General features: G+C 69.1%; 18 protein-coding genes. 8 read left to right on the top strand and 10 right to left on the bottom strand.

Annotated elements, in window-relative coordinates; all coding sequences use genetic code 11:
• Positions 1-56: 56 nt before the first annotated feature.
• Complete coding sequence (locus tag IU450_RS00710; protein WP_195148605.1) at positions 57-632, top strand: TetR/AcrR family transcriptional regulator; 576 nt, start codon at positions 57-59, stop codon at positions 630-632.
• A gap of 49 nt (positions 633-681) precedes the next feature.
• On the opposite strand, the gene IU450_RS00705 is transcribed toward IU450_RS00710, so the two are convergent.
• The 4 genes from IU450_RS00705 to IU450_RS00690 form a co-directional block, all read right to left on the bottom strand.
• A complete protein-coding gene (locus IU450_RS00705; protein WP_195147844.1) occupies positions 682-1,329 on the bottom strand; it encodes a class I SAM-dependent methyltransferase in 648 nt (215 codons plus the stop codon).
• Between the two features lie 14 nt (positions 1,330-1,343).
• Positions 1,344-2,594, bottom strand: a complete 1,251-nt coding sequence (locus tag IU450_RS00700; RefSeq protein WP_195147843.1) for a saccharopine dehydrogenase family protein — start codon at positions 2,592-2,594, stop codon at positions 1,344-1,346.
• 36 nt (positions 2,595-2,630) lie between these two features.
• On the bottom strand, positions 2,631-4,043 hold the full coding sequence (locus IU450_RS00695) for an ABC1 kinase family protein (protein ID WP_195147842.1): 1,413 nt from the start codon (positions 4,041-4,043) through the stop codon (positions 2,631-2,633).
• 222 nt (positions 4,044-4,265) lie between these two features.
• Positions 4,266-4,949, bottom strand: a complete 684-nt coding sequence (locus tag IU450_RS00690; RefSeq protein WP_195147841.1) for a TetR/AcrR family transcriptional regulator — start codon at positions 4,947-4,949, stop codon at positions 4,266-4,268.
• A 221-nt stretch (positions 4,950-5,170) separates the two neighbouring features.
• Between IU450_RS00690 and IU450_RS00685 the strand changes: the two genes are divergently transcribed.
• The 5 genes from IU450_RS00685 (at position 5,171) to IU450_RS00665 (ending at position 9,299) form a co-directional block, all read left to right on the top strand.
• Entirely contained in the window at positions 5,171-6,505 is a 1,335-nt protein-coding gene (locus tag IU450_RS00685; protein ID WP_195147840.1) for a DUF445 domain-containing protein, read from the top strand.
• Between the two features lie 104 nt (positions 6,506-6,609).
• Positions 6,610-7,116: a helix-turn-helix domain-containing protein gene (locus tag IU450_RS00680; protein ID WP_228833883.1), complete on the top strand. Its 507-nt coding sequence runs from the start codon at positions 6,610-6,612 to the stop codon at positions 7,114-7,116.
• Positions 7,113-7,790 (top strand): heparin-binding hemagglutinin, encoded by a 678-nt coding sequence (locus tag IU450_RS00675; RefSeq protein ID WP_195147839.1) that lies wholly within the window; start codon positions 7,113-7,115, stop codon positions 7,788-7,790. Before IU450_RS00680 ends, IU450_RS00675 begins: the two co-directional genes overlap by 4 nt.
• Before the next feature lie 67 nt (positions 7,791-7,857).
• Positions 7,858-8,163, top strand: coding sequence for a DUF2516 family protein (locus tag IU450_RS00670; protein WP_195097673.1), 306 nt, complete (start codon positions 7,858-7,860; stop codon positions 8,161-8,163).
• 92 nt (positions 8,164-8,255) lie between these two features.
• A complete protein-coding gene (locus tag IU450_RS00665) occupies positions 8,256-9,299 on the top strand; it encodes an alpha/beta fold hydrolase (RefSeq protein ID WP_195147838.1) in 1,044 nt (347 codons plus the stop codon).
• 42 nt (positions 9,300-9,341) lie between these two features.
• On the opposite strand, the gene purU is transcribed toward IU450_RS00665, so the two are convergent.
• Both purU and IU450_RS00655 read right to left on the bottom strand, forming a co-directional pair.
• Complete coding sequence (purU, locus tag IU450_RS00660; RefSeq protein ID WP_195147837.1) at positions 9,342-10,232, bottom strand: formyltetrahydrofolate deformylase; 891 nt, start codon at positions 10,230-10,232, stop codon at positions 9,342-9,344.
• 139 nt (positions 10,233-10,371) lie between these two features.
• Complete coding sequence (locus tag IU450_RS00655; RefSeq protein ID WP_195147836.1) at positions 10,372-10,932, bottom strand: GNAT family N-acetyltransferase; 561 nt, start codon at positions 10,930-10,932, stop codon at positions 10,372-10,374.
• Between the two features lie 158 nt (positions 10,933-11,090).
• On the opposite strand from IU450_RS00655, the gene deoC reads away from it, so the two are divergent.
• The gene (gene deoC / locus IU450_RS00650) at positions 11,091-11,759 is read left to right on the top strand and encodes a deoxyribose-phosphate aldolase (RefSeq protein WP_195147835.1); all 669 of its coding nucleotides are present in this window, start codon (positions 11,091-11,093) and stop codon (positions 11,757-11,759) included.
• 83 nt (positions 11,760-11,842) lie between these two features.
• On the opposite strand, the gene IU450_RS00645 is transcribed toward deoC, so the two are convergent.
• Positions 11,843-12,565, bottom strand: a complete 723-nt coding sequence (locus IU450_RS00645; protein ID WP_195147834.1) for a DUF2993 domain-containing protein — start codon at positions 12,563-12,565, stop codon at positions 11,843-11,845.
• Positions 12,566-12,664: 99 nt separating this feature from the next.
• On the opposite strand from IU450_RS00645, the gene IU450_RS00640 reads away from it, so the two are divergent.
• Positions 12,665-13,273, top strand: a complete 609-nt coding sequence (locus IU450_RS00640) for a hypothetical protein (RefSeq protein WP_195147833.1) — start codon at positions 12,665-12,667, stop codon at positions 13,271-13,273.
• Positions 13,274-13,297: 24 nt separating this feature from the next.
• Here the strand turns inward: IU450_RS00640 and IU450_RS00635 are convergent, their stop codons facing one another.
• The 3 genes from IU450_RS00635 to IU450_RS00625 all read right to left on the bottom strand — a co-directional run bounded on the left by IU450_RS00635 (position 13,298) and on the right by IU450_RS00625 (position 15,202).
• Positions 13,298-14,104 carry a class I SAM-dependent methyltransferase gene (locus IU450_RS00635; protein WP_324197482.1) on the bottom strand — a complete coding sequence of 269 codons (807 nt, stop codon included), beginning with the start codon at positions 14,102-14,104 and terminating at the stop codon, positions 13,298-13,300.
• Positions 14,074-14,595, bottom strand: coding sequence for a DUF2505 domain-containing protein (locus tag IU450_RS00630; RefSeq protein ID WP_195147832.1), 522 nt, complete (start codon positions 14,593-14,595; stop codon positions 14,074-14,076). The genes IU450_RS00635 and IU450_RS00630 overlap by 31 nt, the downstream gene beginning before the upstream one ends.
• 121 nt (positions 14,596-14,716) lie before the next feature.
• Positions 14,717-15,202 (bottom strand): DUF2505 domain-containing protein, encoded by a 486-nt coding sequence (locus IU450_RS00625; RefSeq protein ID WP_195147831.1) that lies wholly within the window; start codon positions 15,200-15,202, stop codon positions 14,717-14,719.
• Positions 15,203-15,251 lie beyond the last annotated feature (49 nt).

The following is a 15,251-nucleotide window of genomic DNA, read 5'->3' as shown; positions in this document are numbered from 1 at the left end:
TTATAAGTCCTGCACGGTACGCTATGACAGTCGTCATGAGCAAGGGAGGAGAAGCGATGGCCGAGACGCCGCAGGCGCGGGAGCGGATGGTGGCAGGCGCGGCCGACATGATCCGCCGCCGCGGCCTGAACGCGACCAGTGTGCGGGAGCTGGCCAAGCACGCCCAGGCGCCGCTGGGCTCCACCTACCACTACTTCCCGGGCGGCAAAGCGCAGCTGGCCGCCGAAGCCGTGCGGTTCGCCGACGCGCTGGCCGCCCGCAAACTCGCCAAGGGCCTGTCGGCCGGGCCGGTCGCCGGGCTGCGGTCGTTCGCGGACATGTGGCGAAAAATCGTGCTGGACAGCGATTTCCAGGCGGGCTGCCCGGTGCTCGCCGTCGCGGTCGAAGACCCGGGTGACGACGACCGGCCGCAGCGGGCCGCCGCTGCCGCGTTCGAGAACTGGACCGGGCTGCTGGCGCGGTCGCTGCGCGAGCACGGCGCGAGCGACATCGACGCCGAGCAGACCGCCACCCTGATCGTGGCCGCGGTGGAGGGCACGGTGGCGATGTGCCGCGCCGAACGCAGCACCCGCCCGCTCGATCAGACCGTGGACAGACTCGAATTCTTGATCCGGGCCGTCACCGCGGGCTGATCATCCCCCGGATCGGGTGCGCCCGAGCGGACCGATCGCGTGCGACAGCTCAGTGCCCGGTCGTGGCAGCGGGTTTCGTCGCGCTGACGTACTGGAGCAGGCGATGGACCCGCTGGTCGATCTCCACCAAGCCGTGCTCGGCGAAGAGGGCCGGGAAAGTGCGGGTGCCGAACACCCGCAGTCCGCTCCACCCGCCGACGACGCGGCTGACGTCGCCGAACGGGTTGGCGGCCCGGTGGCTGGTGGTGATCGCGATGCGGCCACCGGGGGCGAGCACGCGGATCATCTCGCGGGCGGCGACGAGCGGGTCGGGAATGAGGTAGAGCGCGCCGAAACAGCAGACCGCGTCGAAGGTCCCATCCGCGAACGGGAGGGTGCGCGCGTCGCCGCGCAGATACCCGACGCGCGGTCCGGCGTTGTCGGCGACGGCGCGCGCCAGCATCGGCTCGGAGTAGTCCAAGCCGATCGCGTAGCCGTCGCCGGACAGCGCTTCGCTCAGGTGCCTGGTGAAATTGCCCGGCCCGCAGGCGATGTCGAGCACCTTCTGCGCGCCGCCGAGCCGCAGGGTGGCGACCGCGTCGCGCCGGTCCGCCGCGGTGGTGCGGCCGCTGGCGAGATAGAACAGCGTCGGCCGCCAGGCTCGTTCGTACACCGCGGCGAGCGCCGGGGCGTTCATCGTCTTCCGTGCGAGGTTCACCGGCATCGCGTTGCTCAGGCGCGATCGACCGTGATGGTCATGCCCGCCGCGCGCAGCCGGTCGGTGAGCGCGTCGCCCATCGCCGCGGCGGGGGTGAGCACGCCCGCGAGCTCGGGTTGCTTGTCGGTGTCGAATGCCAGGCACAGGCCGCTCTCGCCGAGCAGTACCGCGGTGGCCTGGTAGCCCGGGTCACCGGTACCCGCGAAGGTGGCCACGTACTTCGCGCCCGAGGTGGTGTGGGCGAAGGTCTTCATACTGAACCAGCCACTGGTGCGGGCCTTTTCGCTGGGCCCGGTGCCCGGCTTGGGCAGCACGCGGTCCAGCAGCTTGCGGCCCGCCGACGCCCGCGACAGCAGCGCGCCCGCGGTCAGGCCCGCCACGATGCCGCCCGCCATGCCCGCCGCGACCAGCGGAGCCACCCGCGACCTCCCCGCGCTCATCACTTCGCGGTAGCGGAAGTTCTTGCCGTACACCCAGCCGAGCAGCCCGTTGGTGCGGCGCACGATCTTGGTGTTGTGCGCGGCCATGACGAACGTGCTCACCCACCCGTCCAGACTCGGGTCGATGGCACTCGCCCGGGACAACGCCTGATCGGACTGGCGGCCGACGTCGGGATCCATCGACTTGTCCGGGCTCAGTGAATACGGGTGCGACAGCACGGCGCCCTTGGCCGGGTCGGCGGCGATCGCCTCCATCATGGCGCGGCCGGAATCGATGGTGCCGCCGCTGACGCCGCCCTTGAGCGAAGCCACCAGCGTGGTGTCGACGAGCTCACCGGTGTTGTCCTCGACCGTGCGGCGGTAGAGCCGGTAGACGCTCAGATCGGACGGAATCGAGTCGTAACCGCAGGAATTCACGATCTTCGCGCCGGTCGCGGCGGCCTGTTCGTGATGGGCGTCGATGGCGTCCCGGATGAACAGCGGCTCACCGGTGAGGTCGGCGTAGTGGGTGCCCTTCGCGGCGCAGGCCGCCACCAGCGGCATCCCGTAGCGCAGGTAGGGGCCCACGGTGGTGACGACGACCTTGGTGCGCGCGGCCAGCGCGTCCAGCGCGGTCCGGTCGGTCGAATCGGCTACCACCAGGCCCCAGCTCGCTGCCTTCGGCCCGAGCCCGTCGCGCACGGCGGTCAGTTTGTCCAGCGACCGTCCCGCCAGCGCGATCCGCGCGGATTCCGGTGCGGCCCCGGCGAGATACTGCGCGGTCAGCTTGCCGACGAAGCCGGTGGCGCCGAAGAGGACTAGGTCGAATTCCCGAGTGTCTGCCATGGTCTTCCGTTCTGCGGTCGTGTCGCCGGTCGGCGGCTACTTCGTGGTCTTCTTGCGCGCTCGTTGCGGCGCGGCCCGCGGCCGGTCGGCGAGCCACGCGTGATGCGCGCGGCCCAGCTCGGTGACCGGTGGTTCGTCGTAGAGCCATTCCCGGGAGATGCGATGCCAGTTCGCGGTGCAGCCGAGCTGGCCGAGCATGCCGAAGGTCAGGAAATCGGCGCGGCGGGAGAAGAGGTGCTCGGGCGGCAGATTCTGCTGCTTCATGCCGGTGAACTCGCTGGCCCTCGGGTCCACCGCGAGCAGGAACGCGCCGCTGGCCAGCTCGGGGGTGATGGTCAGTTCCTCGTCGACCAGACACCACTCCGAGGCGGCCAGCACGTATTCCAGGCACTCCTCGGCGCCGATCTCCTGCGGCGAATCGATCACGCCGCGCTGGATCATCAACTCGCGCAGATCCTCTGCCCGATCTTCCGCGGCGGCGCGCAGGCAGACCAGCTCGAACTGCACGTGCTCGGGGTCCATCCGGTTGAACAACCCGAAATCCAGGAAGCCCACCCGGCCGTCCGCGGCCAGCAGCACGTTACCGGGGTGCGGGTCGCCGCAGAACTCGTTGAAGGTGAACAGCGACCCCACGTAGAACCGGTAGATGATCTCGCCGATCCGGTTGCGCTGCTCTTGGGGCAACTGCCGGATCTCCTCGAAGCCCTTGCCCTCCACGTACTCGGTGACCAGCACCCGCGTGGTGGACAACTCCGGCAGCGAGCGCGGCACGATGACGAACGGGTGCGCTGCGTAGATCTCGGCTATCTGCAACTGGGTGGCCGCCTCGGCCCGGTAGTCGAGTTCGGCCTCCATGTTCAGCCGCAGTTCGTCCAGCACCGCGGGCGTCACCCACGGCATCGCGGACTGCAGCACGCGCCGGAACATGGCGAGGTTCTTCAGATCCGCGCGCACGGCGACGTCGATGCCCGGGTACTGCACCTTTACCGCGACCTGGCGGCCGTCGTGCAGCCGTGCCCGATAGACCTGCCCGATCGAGGCGGCGGCGACCGGCTCGGCGTCGAATTCGGCGAAGATCACGTCCAGCGGTTTGCCGAAATCCTCCTCGATCACCTGGCGCATGGCCGCGAAGGAGACCGTCGGCGCCGCGTTGCGCAGTACTGCCAGGCGCTTCTGGAAACGCTCCCGGTGGTCCTCGGGCACCAGGTCCAGGTCGAGCACCGACATCATCTGGCCGAGCTTCATGGCGACGCCCTTCATGGTGCCCAGCACCATGACCACCTGTTCGGTGGTGCGAATCATCGATTCCTCGGCCATCTTCGCCCGGACGGCCTCGGATCTGCCCCGCATGGTCAACCGCGTGCGCTGGGTGCGAAGCACGGAACTGGCTGCTACCGCACCCAGCTTGGTGCCACGAGCAAGCCGAGAGGTCGGTACTTGCTTCGCCATCGAGGTACCTCCGTTGGTGCCGCGGTCGGAGCGACGGACGCGCGGGCGGTGGCCTGCGCCGACCATGAGGTCCGGCGTGGACCGCCGTGCGTACGGCGCCTGCGGTGACGCAGCGCACTCGGCGCACCGCTCGGGTTCAGACTAACCAACGTTTCGGCAAAGTCGAGAGCGCGCGTGAACTTCTGCAAGCAGTCCAGCTAGCACCCGTGCCCGTGGGCCGGATCAGCCTTGCGCGGGCGCCTCGGGGTCGGGCAGCACATGCGTCTGCGCGTTGAACACCGCGGGAGAGCCGCCGGCGCGGGCCATGCCCTCGATGGCGCTCCAGGCGAGCATGGTGAGGTAGTCGATCACGTGCTCGCGCGACATCGACTTGTTCGTGGTCCACCAGTGCGTAGCCAGCTGGATGCCGCCGACCAGCACGTACGAGGCCAGCGCAGCACCCTCGGTCTCGACGCCCCGCTCCTTGGCGCGCTCGGTGATCACCGCGCACACCACCTCGGCGAAGAGTTTCTCGAACTCCGCGAGCGAGGACTGGTCCGCCGAGCCGTTGCCCATGATGAACCGGTAGACCTCGGGGTCCTCGTCCACCGTGCCGACGTACTCGGCCAGCGCCGAGCGCACCAGCTGGTACTCGTCGGCGTCCAGGCTGATCGCGCCGTACACCCGGGGCATCAGCGTGGTCTCGATGAACCGCTGCATCGTCGCGTGGACCAGGTCGTTCTTGTCGGAGAAGTAGCGGTAGAGCACGGTCTTGGACACGCCGATCTCCGCGGCGATCTCGTCCATGCCCGCGTTGCTGCCCCGGGCGCGCACCGCGGCCAGGGTGCCGTCGACGAGTTCTTCGCGCCGATCGATCTTGTGTTGCCGCCACCGGCGCTTGCGGCCGTCCATCCGGCCGCCGCGCACCGCCGACGGTCGCTCGCCGATATCGACAAGGTCTTCGGTGGACAGCGTGGGCTCCCTCGTTCGTATGTTTTTCTCCGGTGGCTACCAGCTTAGGTCCCCGCTACCCGTGATATGCGCGTTTGAGCCCGGATGCGGTAGGAACCACAGCGCGGGGCGCGTCGGGTGTGTCCATATCCACTCGCCCGCTCGCCCACTTCGCCGCGCACAGCAGAATGGGAGGTATGGAGAAAGCTCCCGGCAACACCGCGGTGCTGGACGCCCCGGCCGCGCCTGCCGCCGCGCCCTTCGGCTTGTCCGCCGTGCTCGACGAGGCGGCCAAGCGTCGTGACCTCTGGCGGATGAAGGCGCTCGCGACCGGCCTGCTCGCCCTCGCCACCGCGATCTACCTGTTCTGCCGCTGGATCGAATCGCGCGGCGCGGGCGGCGACTGGGTCGGCTACGTGCGCGCCGCCTCCGAGGCGGGCATGGTCGGCGCGCTGGCGGACTGGTTCGCGGTGACCGCCCTGTTCCGGCACCCGCTCGGCCTGCCGATTCCGCACACGGCGATCATCCGCCGCAAGAAAGATCAGCTCGGCGCCAGTCTCGGCACCTTCGTCGGCACGAACTTCCTCGCGCCGGAAGTGGTGTCGGCCAAGGTGAACTCCGCGCAGGTCTCCTGGCGGGTCGGGCGGTGGATGGCCGATCCCGGTCATGCCGCGCGGGTGGCGCAGGAGAGTTCGACGATTCTGCGCGCCGTCGTCGGGGTGCTGCGCGACGAGGACGTCGAGCAGGTCATCGACAACACCATCGTCAAGCGGATCGCCGAGCCGCTGTGGGGCCCGCCGATCGGCCGGGTGCTGGCGGAGCTGCTCGCCGACAACCGGCAACTGGCGCTGCTGGATCTGCTGGCCGAGCGCGCGCACCAGTGGGCGCTCGGCTCACAGGAGACCATCGATCGGATCGTGTTGCGGGACGCGCCGCAATGGGCACCGAAATTCGTCAACATTCTGCTCTCCGAACGGATCTACCGGGAACTGGTCGAATTCACCTGGAAAGTCCGGTCCGATCCGGAGCACGAGGTCCGCCTCGCCGCGAATCGGTTCCTGGAGGAATTCGCCGAGGACCTGCAATTCGACGACGCCATGATCAAGAAGGCCGAGCGCATCAAAGCGCAGATCATGGGTCGTGAGGAGATCACCGGACTGGCCTCGGCCACTTGGCGCGCGGCGAAGCGACTGATCCTGGAATCCGCCGACGACCCGAACAGCACGCTGCGGCGCAAGGTCGCCGAAAACGTCCAGCAGCTCGGCGAGCGATTGCGCGACGACGCGGACATGCGCGCCAAAGTCGACGGCTGGATCGACCGTGGTGCTCGCTACCTGGTGGAAAACTACGCGGGTGAGATCAGCACCCTGGTCACCGACACGGTTGCCCGATGGGATGCCGAGGAAGCCAGCAAGAAGATCGAATTGCAAGTGGGCCGCGATCTGCAATTCATCCGGATCAACGGAACGGTCGTCGGTTCGCTTGCCGGACTGGCGATCTACACGATTTCCCATCTCATGTTCGGCGGCTGATCTCCGGCGCGCGGAACGTTTGCCGAAACACTGCTAGCAGACTGCTTGCAATAGCTAGCACCCTGACCTAGACTCGAACCCGTACAACCGCCAGAAGGTGAGTGATGGCAGACCAGCCCGAGGTTTCCGCCGAGTACACCGACAGACCGGACGAGTACTCGTCCGGAGTCGGCGAACGAGGAGGTCGCGTCGTCAGTGCGGCGCACGACATCGGAGGCTTCATCAGGGCGCAGCGAGAAGCCGCGCAGGTCTCGTTGCGTCAGCTCGCACAACTGGCGGGGGTGAGCAATCCGTACCTCAGTCAGATCGAGCGCGGACTGCGCAATCCGTCCGCCGAAGTGCTCACGCAGATCGCGAAAGCGCTGCGGGTCTCCTCGGAGGTCTTGTACGTACGGGCTGGCTATCTCGAGCAGCGGCCGCACAGTCCGGTCCGGGACGCCCTGCTTGCCGACACATCGATCAGTGAGCGGCAGAAGCAGGTGCTGCTGGACATCTATGAATCGTTTCGCCGGGAAAACGGAGGAAACGAGGCAGGGGGGGACGTATGGGACAGCGACGTTCCGCGCACGACAACCGAAACTCCGCCACGCCAGGAGAACGAAACACCATGACCGAGAAGAACGCCACCGTCACCAAGCCCTTGCTCGCCACCGTCGGCGCGGGTGACGCTCTCTACACCGCCGTGAACGACGTCGTCGCGCAGGTGCGCGAGCGTGCCGCCGCGACCGAGGTGCAGACCAGGGTGGAAGAGGCGCGCGAGCGCTTCGCCAACGTTCCCGCCGACGTCCAGGCCCAGTTCGAGTCGCTGCGCGAGCGGCTGGCCGGGCTGCCGTCGGAGCTTCCCGACGACCTCGCCGAGCTGCGCGAGAAGTTCACCGCCGAGGAGCTGCGGACGCTGGCCGAGAAGTACTACCGCCAGGCGCTCGACATCTACGCCGACCTCGCCGTGCGCGGTGAGGAGGCCATCGAGCGGCTGCGCGCCAACCACCTCGTCGAGGATCGGATCGGCAAGGTCGAGACCATCTACGGCGACGCGGTGAGTCGCGCCGAGGACGTGTTCGAGCGCGTCAACGGGCTGCTCGGCCGCCCGGCCAAGGTCGAGACCGAGACCGAGGCGCAGGTCGTCCCGGCGCCGGTCGTCGAGGCCGAGGTCGTCGAGGTGACCACCGAGTCCACCCCGGCTCCCGACACGAACGGCGCGGCGAAGAAGGCTCCGGCCAAGAAGGCCGCCCCCACCGCCGCCAAGAAGGCTCCCGCGAAGAAGGCCGCTCCCAAGAAGGCCTGAACCGTCCGCGGCTGACGCTGCCCGACGCCCCCGTACACCCCTGGTGTGCGGGGGCGTTGCTTCTATGATGGGTGGGGTGAATATGGTGCACGGATTGACCGGGATGATCCTGCTGGTGCTGTGGCTGGCGGCGCTCGGTGCGACGATTTTCGCGCTGATCCACGCCGTGCGTCAGCGTCCGGACGCGTTTACCGCGGTGGACAAGCTGACCAAGCCGATCTGGCTGGGAATTCTCGGGGCGGCTGTGCTCGTGCTCGTCCTCTTCCCCGCGGGTCTGGGCCTGCTCTCCTTCGCGGCCATCATCGCGACGGGCGTCTACCTGGCCGACGTCCGGCCGAAGGTGGACGAGGTGCAGCGGGGTCCGCGCTGGTGAGGGCGTAGTTCGTCGTCATGTAAGGGTGCTTGCACTAGCAAGCGGCGCGAATCGGGGTTACTGTATCTAGCAGTAACACAAAGGAGTGTCCGATGCGTGCCCTGCTGCCGACCGCGTTGACGAGCTTCCCGGGACTGCTCCGGAGCTTGCGCGACGCGCACAGCGCCGACCTGCGTTCCCGTACCTACCGGACCGCGGCGTTCAATCCCCCGACCGCGCCGCGCGAGGTGATCCCGGTCCGGACCGGTGACGGAGCCCAGCTGCGCGTACATGCCTACGGGCCGTCCGATCGCCCGGTCATCGTGCTCGTCCACGGCTGGACCTGCTGCCTCGAATACTGGAATCCGCAGATCAACGCGTTCGCCGGCGACTACCGGGTGATCGCCTACGATCAGCGCGGCCACGGGGAGAGCGAATACGGTTCGAGCGAGTTGACCACGGACCTGCTGGCCGACGACCTGGCCGCGGTGCTCGACGCCGCGCTCGCGCCCGGACAGCGGGCCGTGCTGGTCGGCCACAGTCTCGGCGGCATGACCCTGCAGGCGTGGGCCGGACGCTATCCCGAGCGGGTCGCGCGGCAGGCGCTCGCGATGCTGCTCACCAATACCGCGGCCGACCGGCTGATCCTGGAGACCACGGTGGTGCCGCTGCTGAACCGGCCGTGGCGGTTGTTGCAGCTGAAGGTGCCGCTGCCGTTCCTGTTCGGCAGGCTGGGGCTGGGCGCACCGATCGTCTTCCCGCCCATCGCGCCGGTGCGGTGGCTGTTCGCGCGCCAGATCCTCAGCACCGCGGCCAAGGGCGAGCTGCTGGAATTCAGCATGGCCATCGTGCGGTCGTGCCCCGCCTGGGTGCGCTCCAAGTTCGGCTTCCTGCTCGCCACGATGGATGTGGGGGAGTCGGCGCGCAACATCGTGGTCCCCACGACGGTGCTGTCGGGACAGTTCGACGACATGACGCCGCCGGTCCACTCCGAGCGGATCGTCGACCTGCTCCGGCAGAACGGCAATCTCGTGCGCTACCAGGTGCTGCCGACCGGCCATCTCGGCAATGTCGAGGCCTACGAGCGGTTCAACGAGGAACTCGGGCGCCTGCTCACCGCGGTGGGCGAGCGCTCCCGCGCCGACCTCGCGGGCTGACCGGCCGCCGCCTGACCGGCCGCCGCCGCGTTCGCACGCCGGTCAGGAGAAGACGACCGTCCGGCGGCCGTGCACAAGAACGCGGCCCTCCAGGTGCCAGCGCAGCCCGCGCGCCAGGACCACCCGCTCGATGTCGCGGCCCTGGCGGACCATGTCGCGCACTTCGTCCGCGTGATCGATGCGGATCACGTCCTGCTCGATGATCGGGCCCGCGTCCAGCTCCGCGGTCACGTAGTGGCAGGTGGCCCCGATCAGTTTCACGCCGCGGGCGAACGCCTGGTGATACGGGCGAGCGCCGACGAACGAGGGCAAGAAGCTGTGGTGGATGTTGATCGCCTTTCCCGCCCAGTGCTCGCACAGTTCGGCGGGCAGTACCTGCATGAACCGCGCCAGCACCACCGCGTCGGGGTCGTGCGCGTCCACCAGGGCGCGGACCTCCTCGAAGGCGGGACCGCGCTCGGCGGGGTCCTTCGGGAACGGCACGTGATGGAACTTCACCCCGTGCGCCTCCGTCATCGCCGCCAGGTCCGGGTGGTTGCCGATCACCGCCTCGATGGTGGCGGGCAGCTCACCGCTGGCGGCGCGTCCGAGCAGGTCGTGCAGGCAGTGACCGTCCTTGCTGACCAGCAGGACCGCGCGTCGGCGCGCCCCGGAGTCCAATAGCTGCCATTCGGTCGCCGGACCGAGGTCGGCCGCCACCGCGGCGAACCGGTCGCGCAGTTCCGCGAGCCCGAACGGCACCGTGCCCGCCTTGATCGCCTGGCGAGTGAAGAACCAGCCGGTATCCGGGTCCGAGTGATATCCCGCCTCCACGATCGAGCCGCCGAACTCGGCGATGAACGACGTGATCCCGGCGATGATGCCGGGACGGTCCGGGCAGCCGAGAGTCAGCACGTAGCGGCGGTCGTCCTGAACGGGTGGAGCGGAACTCATGAGCTCATCCTCCCAGGTGCGCTGCGCGGCGTTTGCCGCACCTTCGCGCACGCTCGGGAGGCGCCGAGGGAACGCACGGTCGGGCCGTCCGCGACGCCGACCGGCCGGGCGGCCCGCGATCAGTGCCCGGCGGTAGCGCTCAGAGGTGGTAGAACGGCTCCGCGTAATGGAATTCGCCGGCGATCTGGGAGTCGTAGGCCGACAGGGACCGGACCTGGAAGTGGCTGATCCAGGCGGGATCGTCCGGTGTGATGCCCAGGCGGGCGGCGGGGACGAAACCGAAGCGTGGATAGAACTCCAGGCTGCCGAGCAGGCCGATCAGCGGTTCGTCGAGCGCGTCGGCGGCGCCGAGGGCCGCGTGCATGAGAGCTGAGCCGACTCCGGCGCCTTGATGGTCGGCGAGGACGCCGATCGGGCCGAGCGCCAGTACGGGGAACGGGCCGACCGTGGCCCGGGTCAGGCACAGGTGGCCGACCACGCTGTCGTGCTCGATCGCGACCAGCGACAGAGTCGGAATCCAGCCCTCGTCACTGCGCAACTGCGCGACGAGACCCACCTCCGGCGGATCCGCGCTGCCGCGGTCGCCGGACACGCCGGCGCCGTCGGGGTGGTCGGCACGGGCATAGTGCGGTGCGAATGCGCTGCGATGCACCGCCGAAATCGCAGCGGTGTCGTCGGCGCGTTCGCGACGGATCAGCACGGTCGTCTCCTCCCGAACGAAGTAGGCCCATCCGCACACGTCGGTCGGTCGGTCGACCGTGGCGTCACGTTCTCCGATGCGCCATCAGCTACGAGTGTGCGGGAAGTGCAGCCAGGCGCGCAACGGAATTCGCGTCCGGTGTGCCAGACTCTCACCCCATGGCAAGTTCCACGTCGCTGACCAGGGCCGAAGTGGCCGCCATGATCGATCACACCCTGCTCGCCCCGGAGGCGTCCCGCGCCGAGGTCGAGACGCTGATCGAGGACGCGCGAGCGATGGGCGTGCTCGCGATCTGTGTGTCGCCGTCCATGTTGCCGGTGCGCGCGCCCGGGCTCGTGGTCGCGACGGTCGCCGGATTCCCCTCGGGGAAACATCATTCGCTGGTGAAGGGCGCCGAGGCGCGGCTCGCGGTGGACCAGGGCGCCGCCGAGGTGGACATGGTCATCGACGTCGGAGCGGCCCGCGCGGGCGATTACACGGCGGTGCTCGCCGACATCGTCACCGTGCGCGAAGCGATCGGCGATCGGGCGCTGTTGAAAGTGATCATCGAATCCGCCGCGCTGCCGGACGAGGCGATCGTGCAGGTGTGCCGGGTCGCCGAGCGCGCGGGAGCCGAGTTCGTGAAGACCTCCACGGGATTTCATCCCGCGGGCGGAGCGAGCGTGCACGCGGTGCGGCTGATGGCCGAGACCGTCGGTGCCCGGCTCGGCGTCAAGGCCAGCGGTGGCATCCGGACCGCCGAGGCCGCGGCGGAGCTGATCGCCGCGGGCGCGACCCGGCTCGGGCTGTCGAAATCTCGCGAGGTGCTCGACGGTTTCCCGTCCTGACCGCCAGCCGGAATCCGTTGACGGGCATCCGGTTCGCCCCCCAGCGCCCGCGCGAGGTTCGAAGCCGTTGCGCCGGTGCGCGTTCAGCAGCGCGCGTCGGAGCTGTTGTTCGCGGGCTCGAGCTGGGTACGTCCACCCGCCAGCTGAACCGCGACGCCGGAGTCGGTGACCTCGAGCTTCGTCGCCGTCATGCCGAGGGGGTAGCTCTGCAGGCTCTCGGTGAAGACGTCGACGATGCTCTGCACCAGGTCGGAGGGCAGGCCGATGCCGAGCAGCTCGGCCGACATCGTCTCCACCTGCACCGCCCCGTTCACGATCTGCGGCTTCAGCTGGAGCTCGGCGAGGCCGCCGAGCACCGACAGGGTGAGCATGCCCGAACTCGCCGAGGAGCTCACGCTGCTGACCATCCCGCCGAGGGTCTCCTTGATGCCTTCGTTGCTCCACGTGACGTCGGCGGAGGAATGGCCGATCACGGTCCCGTTGGAGTCGGCGACGTCGACGTCGCGGAAGTCGGCGTGCACCACCATGCCGACGGCAGGGCCGAACTTGGTGTCGTCGCTGTTCACCCGCACCGAGGGCACCTTGCCATCGATCCAGGTGACCAGCATCGGCTTGGGACCGAAGCTCACGTCGATCTTCGACCCCATCTCTTTCTCGAACTGCGAGCTGATGCAGTTCGACACCGTGTGCCTGGCGTATGCCTCGCCGCCGACCAGGACCGTGGCGAGCAGAACCGCTACCACGGTCAGGGCGATCAGCAGGGGCCGCCGGTTGATCGTCGAGGTGGAGGTTGCGTTCGTACTCATGGCGAAAATTCTTCCCGACCTTTCTGAGCCGTCTCTGTGGAGGCAGTGAGGGGTTCGAATGTGACATGAGGCACAAAAACCGAGCGTAGCCTGATGCCCATGGCTGGCGATGTGGCAAGCCGCGCGATCGGATCCGCGGAACAAGGATGGCGCGTTCTGCGCCGCTGGGCCGGTCGGCACGCCGGTTTCTTCACGACTCGGCAGGTGCTGCGCACGGGGTGCGGGGCGCGCGTCCGGGCGGCCCTCGGCGACGGTTCGGTGACCAGGGCCGGGGTCGGCATGCTGCGGTTCGCCGGGTGGCCGGAAGGTCCGCTCGACGAATACGCGATGTGGGCGGCCTGGTTCGACGGCGCGTCGGTGGTCTCCCATCACAGCGCGGCGGAGCTGCACGGACTCGGCAGCCTGTGCCCGCGCTTCCTGCACCTGTCGGTGCGCGCGGGACGTCCGCCGGTGACGCCGCGGCTGGTGATCGTGCGCCGTGCGCTGGCCGGCGCCGAGGTGGAGTCGGCGGGCCCCTTCCTGGTGACGACACCGGTGCGCACGGTGCTCGACCTGGCCGAGGGCGACATCGGGCAGGCCGCTTTGAACGAGGTGGTCGCCGACGCGGTCGCCATCCACCGGTGTGCGGGCGCGGAGATCACCGACGCGGGGGCGCGCTTGTCGCCGCGTGCCGCGAAGCGGGTGTACCGAGCGCTTGCCGTAGCGTGACGAAACGCTCGGAGGTGCGCTGGGTCAGCTCGTTCCGAGTGGTGCGACGGCCGGCCACGGCACCGAGAGCACGTTGTCGCGCAGGCGGCGACGATAGTGGCGAATCGGGAAACCTTCCGCGCGCAGCGTCTGCGCCGCCGCGCGCCAGCGGACGCGCGGACCGAACGGCGCCATCGGCGCGGCGTGCGCCCAGGCCCGATCCGCGGCGGCGAGCAGTGCGTGGATGGGTTCACCGGGAACGTTTCGGTGGATCAGCGCCTTCGGCAAGCGTTCGGCGAGATCGGAGGGGCGCTCTACGGTGAACGGATCCCAGGCCAGCGTGAGCGAGCGCGGTCCGTTCCGGTCGAGCAGCACCCACGCGCAGCGTCTGCCCAGTTCGTCACAGGTGCCGTCGATCAGCAGGCCGTCCGGCGCCAGCCCGGCCAGGACGGTCGACCACGCCTCAGGGACCGCTGATTCGGGATACTGCCGCAGCACGTTGAAGGCACGCACCAACACGGGCCGCAGCCCGGCCAACTCGAATCCGCCGCGTGCGAAGGTGACGCCGTCGCGGCCCGGCACCACGCGCTGCGGGTCGATCTCGAGTCCGACCACCCGCACGTCCGCGCGCACTGTGCGCAGCCGCGCGGCCAGCTCGAACGTGGTCCACGGGCTCGCGCCGTATCCGAGGTCGACCACCAGCGGATCGGGCGCGCCGCCCAGCAGGCCTGCGACGAGTTCGTCGTTGATCAGCCAGCGGTCGCTGCGGCGGAGACGGTTGACGGCGGTGGTGCCACGGGTGATGGTGCCGACCGGTTTGGTCAGCGAGTGGGGTGCTGTTCTTCCAGCCACTTGACCGTGAACTCGGCCTCGCCGCGGAAAAGGTCGACCAGGTTCACCAGCATCAGCTGTTCCAGGCGTGGGCCGACCATGGGGATGAACACCTTCGCCTCCGAGGAGAAGCGCATGGTGCAGCCGGTCTCGGTGGGGAACAGGCGGATGGTGCCGCCGAGGCTGCCCGGCCCCGCGGGAATGGCCGCCGAGTACTTGCCGGTGATCTCGTCCGGGGCGAACGGGCTGTAGGTCTCCTTGCGGGTGATCACCATGTCCTTGCGCATGACCGTCTGGGCGATCTCCGGCAGCATCTCCCTGGGCAGGATGTGGTGCAGTTCGACGTCGATGCCGCCGTCGCCCGCCTCCAGCCGGACCACCTGGTTGCCGGGGGAGTACTTCCGCATCTCTTCCATCCGCGCTTCCCAGTAGTCGCGGTTCGACAGCGCCGCGTACAGCTCTTTTGTGGTGTGCAGCGGATAGCGGGCGGAGTAGTCCAATCGGCGTGCCATGGGCTCACACGTTACTGGGTCCGGTGGCGCCGACCTCGGCGGGCGGGTGGAGTGCGGACGGGACACGAAGGCGCGGACCGCACGGTGTGACGTCGCACAGTGCGCGTCCGCGCGGGCCGGATCAGTGCGACGCGAGCCAGTTGTCGGTGAACTCCGCCTCGTTCTTCAGCAGCTCGGTGAGGTGCTCGGCGATCGCCTTTTCGATCTTGCTGCCGAACAGCGGGATCTTCACCTCGATGGTGCCCTCGGTCGTGGCGACGGCGCCGGAGCCGTCGGCGGTGAGCGTGATGGTCCCGCGGACCTCGGCGGGCGCGCCGTCCACGCGGGCTTCGAAGGTGGCGTGATCCCCGGTCCAGTCCTCGACGCGCGGGATGGTCAGATCACCGGGGCGCACCGCGGTGATCGCGGGCGGCAGCTTCTCGGCGGCGATGGCCTGAACCATCTCGACACGCACCTGGTCGCCGCTGACGGTGATCGACTCGAGCCGGGCGTTGGGGCCGCCGACCTCCGCGATCCGATCCTTCCAGAACTGGTCGTTCGCGAATGCCGCGCGTACCGCGGCGGGCGGATGGGAGTAGCGGGCCGTGTACGCCAGCGGTGTAGCCATGGCTCCACACGCTACCGTGCGCCGCACGAATTGCACGAGCGGCAGCAGC

Origin of the sequence: Nocardia abscessus (genome assembly GCF_015477775.1) — a bacterium.
GTDB lineage: Bacteria > Actinomycetota > Actinomycetes > Mycobacteriales > Mycobacteriaceae > Nocardia > Nocardia abscessus_A.
This window is presented reverse-complemented; position numbering and strand designations above follow the sequence as displayed.

What these genes read in the sequence shown, in the direction of transcription:
- IU450_RS00665 (WP_195147838.1), top strand. Translation starts at nt 8,256, where the DNA reads ATGCGTGCCCTGCTGCCGACCGCGTTGACGAGCTTCCCGGGACTGCTC.
- IU450_RS00680 (WP_228833883.1), top strand. Translation starts at nt 6,610, where the DNA reads ATGGCAGACCAGCCCGAGGTTTCCGCCGAGTACACCGACAGACCGGAC.
- purU (WP_195147837.1), bottom strand. Translation starts at nt 10,232, where the DNA reads ATGAGTTCCGCTCCACCCGTTCAGGACGACCGCCGCTACGTGCTGACT.
- IU450_RS00630 (WP_195147832.1), bottom strand. Translation starts at nt 14,595, where the DNA reads ATGGCACGCCGATTGGACTACTCCGCCCGCTATCCGCTGCACACCACA.
- IU450_RS00640 (WP_195147833.1), top strand. Translation starts at nt 12,665, where the DNA reads ATGGCTGGCGATGTGGCAAGCCGCGCGATCGGATCCGCGGAACAAGGA.
- IU450_RS00685 (WP_195147840.1), top strand. Translation starts at nt 5,171, where the DNA reads ATGGAGAAAGCTCCCGGCAACACCGCGGTGCTGGACGCCCCGGCCGCG.
- IU450_RS00695 (WP_195147842.1), bottom strand. Translation starts at nt 4,043, where the DNA reads ATGGCGAAGCAAGTACCGACCTCTCGGCTTGCTCGTGGCACCAAGCTG.
- IU450_RS00710 (WP_195148605.1), top strand. Translation starts at nt 57, where the DNA reads ATGGCCGAGACGCCGCAGGCGCGGGAGCGGATGGTGGCAGGCGCGGCC.
- IU450_RS00645 (WP_195147834.1), bottom strand. Translation starts at nt 12,565, where the DNA reads ATGAGTACGAACGCAACCTCCACCTCGACGATCAACCGGCGGCCCCTG.
- IU450_RS00625 (WP_195147831.1), bottom strand. Translation starts at nt 15,202, where the DNA reads ATGGCTACACCGCTGGCGTACACGGCCCGCTACTCCCATCCGCCCGCC.
- IU450_RS00700 (WP_195147843.1), bottom strand. Translation starts at nt 2,594, where the DNA reads ATGGCAGACACTCGGGAATTCGACCTAGTCCTCTTCGGCGCCACCGGC.
- IU450_RS00670 (WP_195097673.1), top strand. Translation starts at nt 7,858, where the DNA reads ATGGGTGGGGTGAATATGGTGCACGGATTGACCGGGATGATCCTGCTG.
- deoC (WP_195147835.1), top strand. Translation starts at nt 11,091, where the DNA reads ATGGCAAGTTCCACGTCGCTGACCAGGGCCGAAGTGGCCGCCATGATC.
- IU450_RS00675 (WP_195147839.1), top strand. Translation starts at nt 7,113, where the DNA reads ATGACCGAGAAGAACGCCACCGTCACCAAGCCCTTGCTCGCCACCGTC.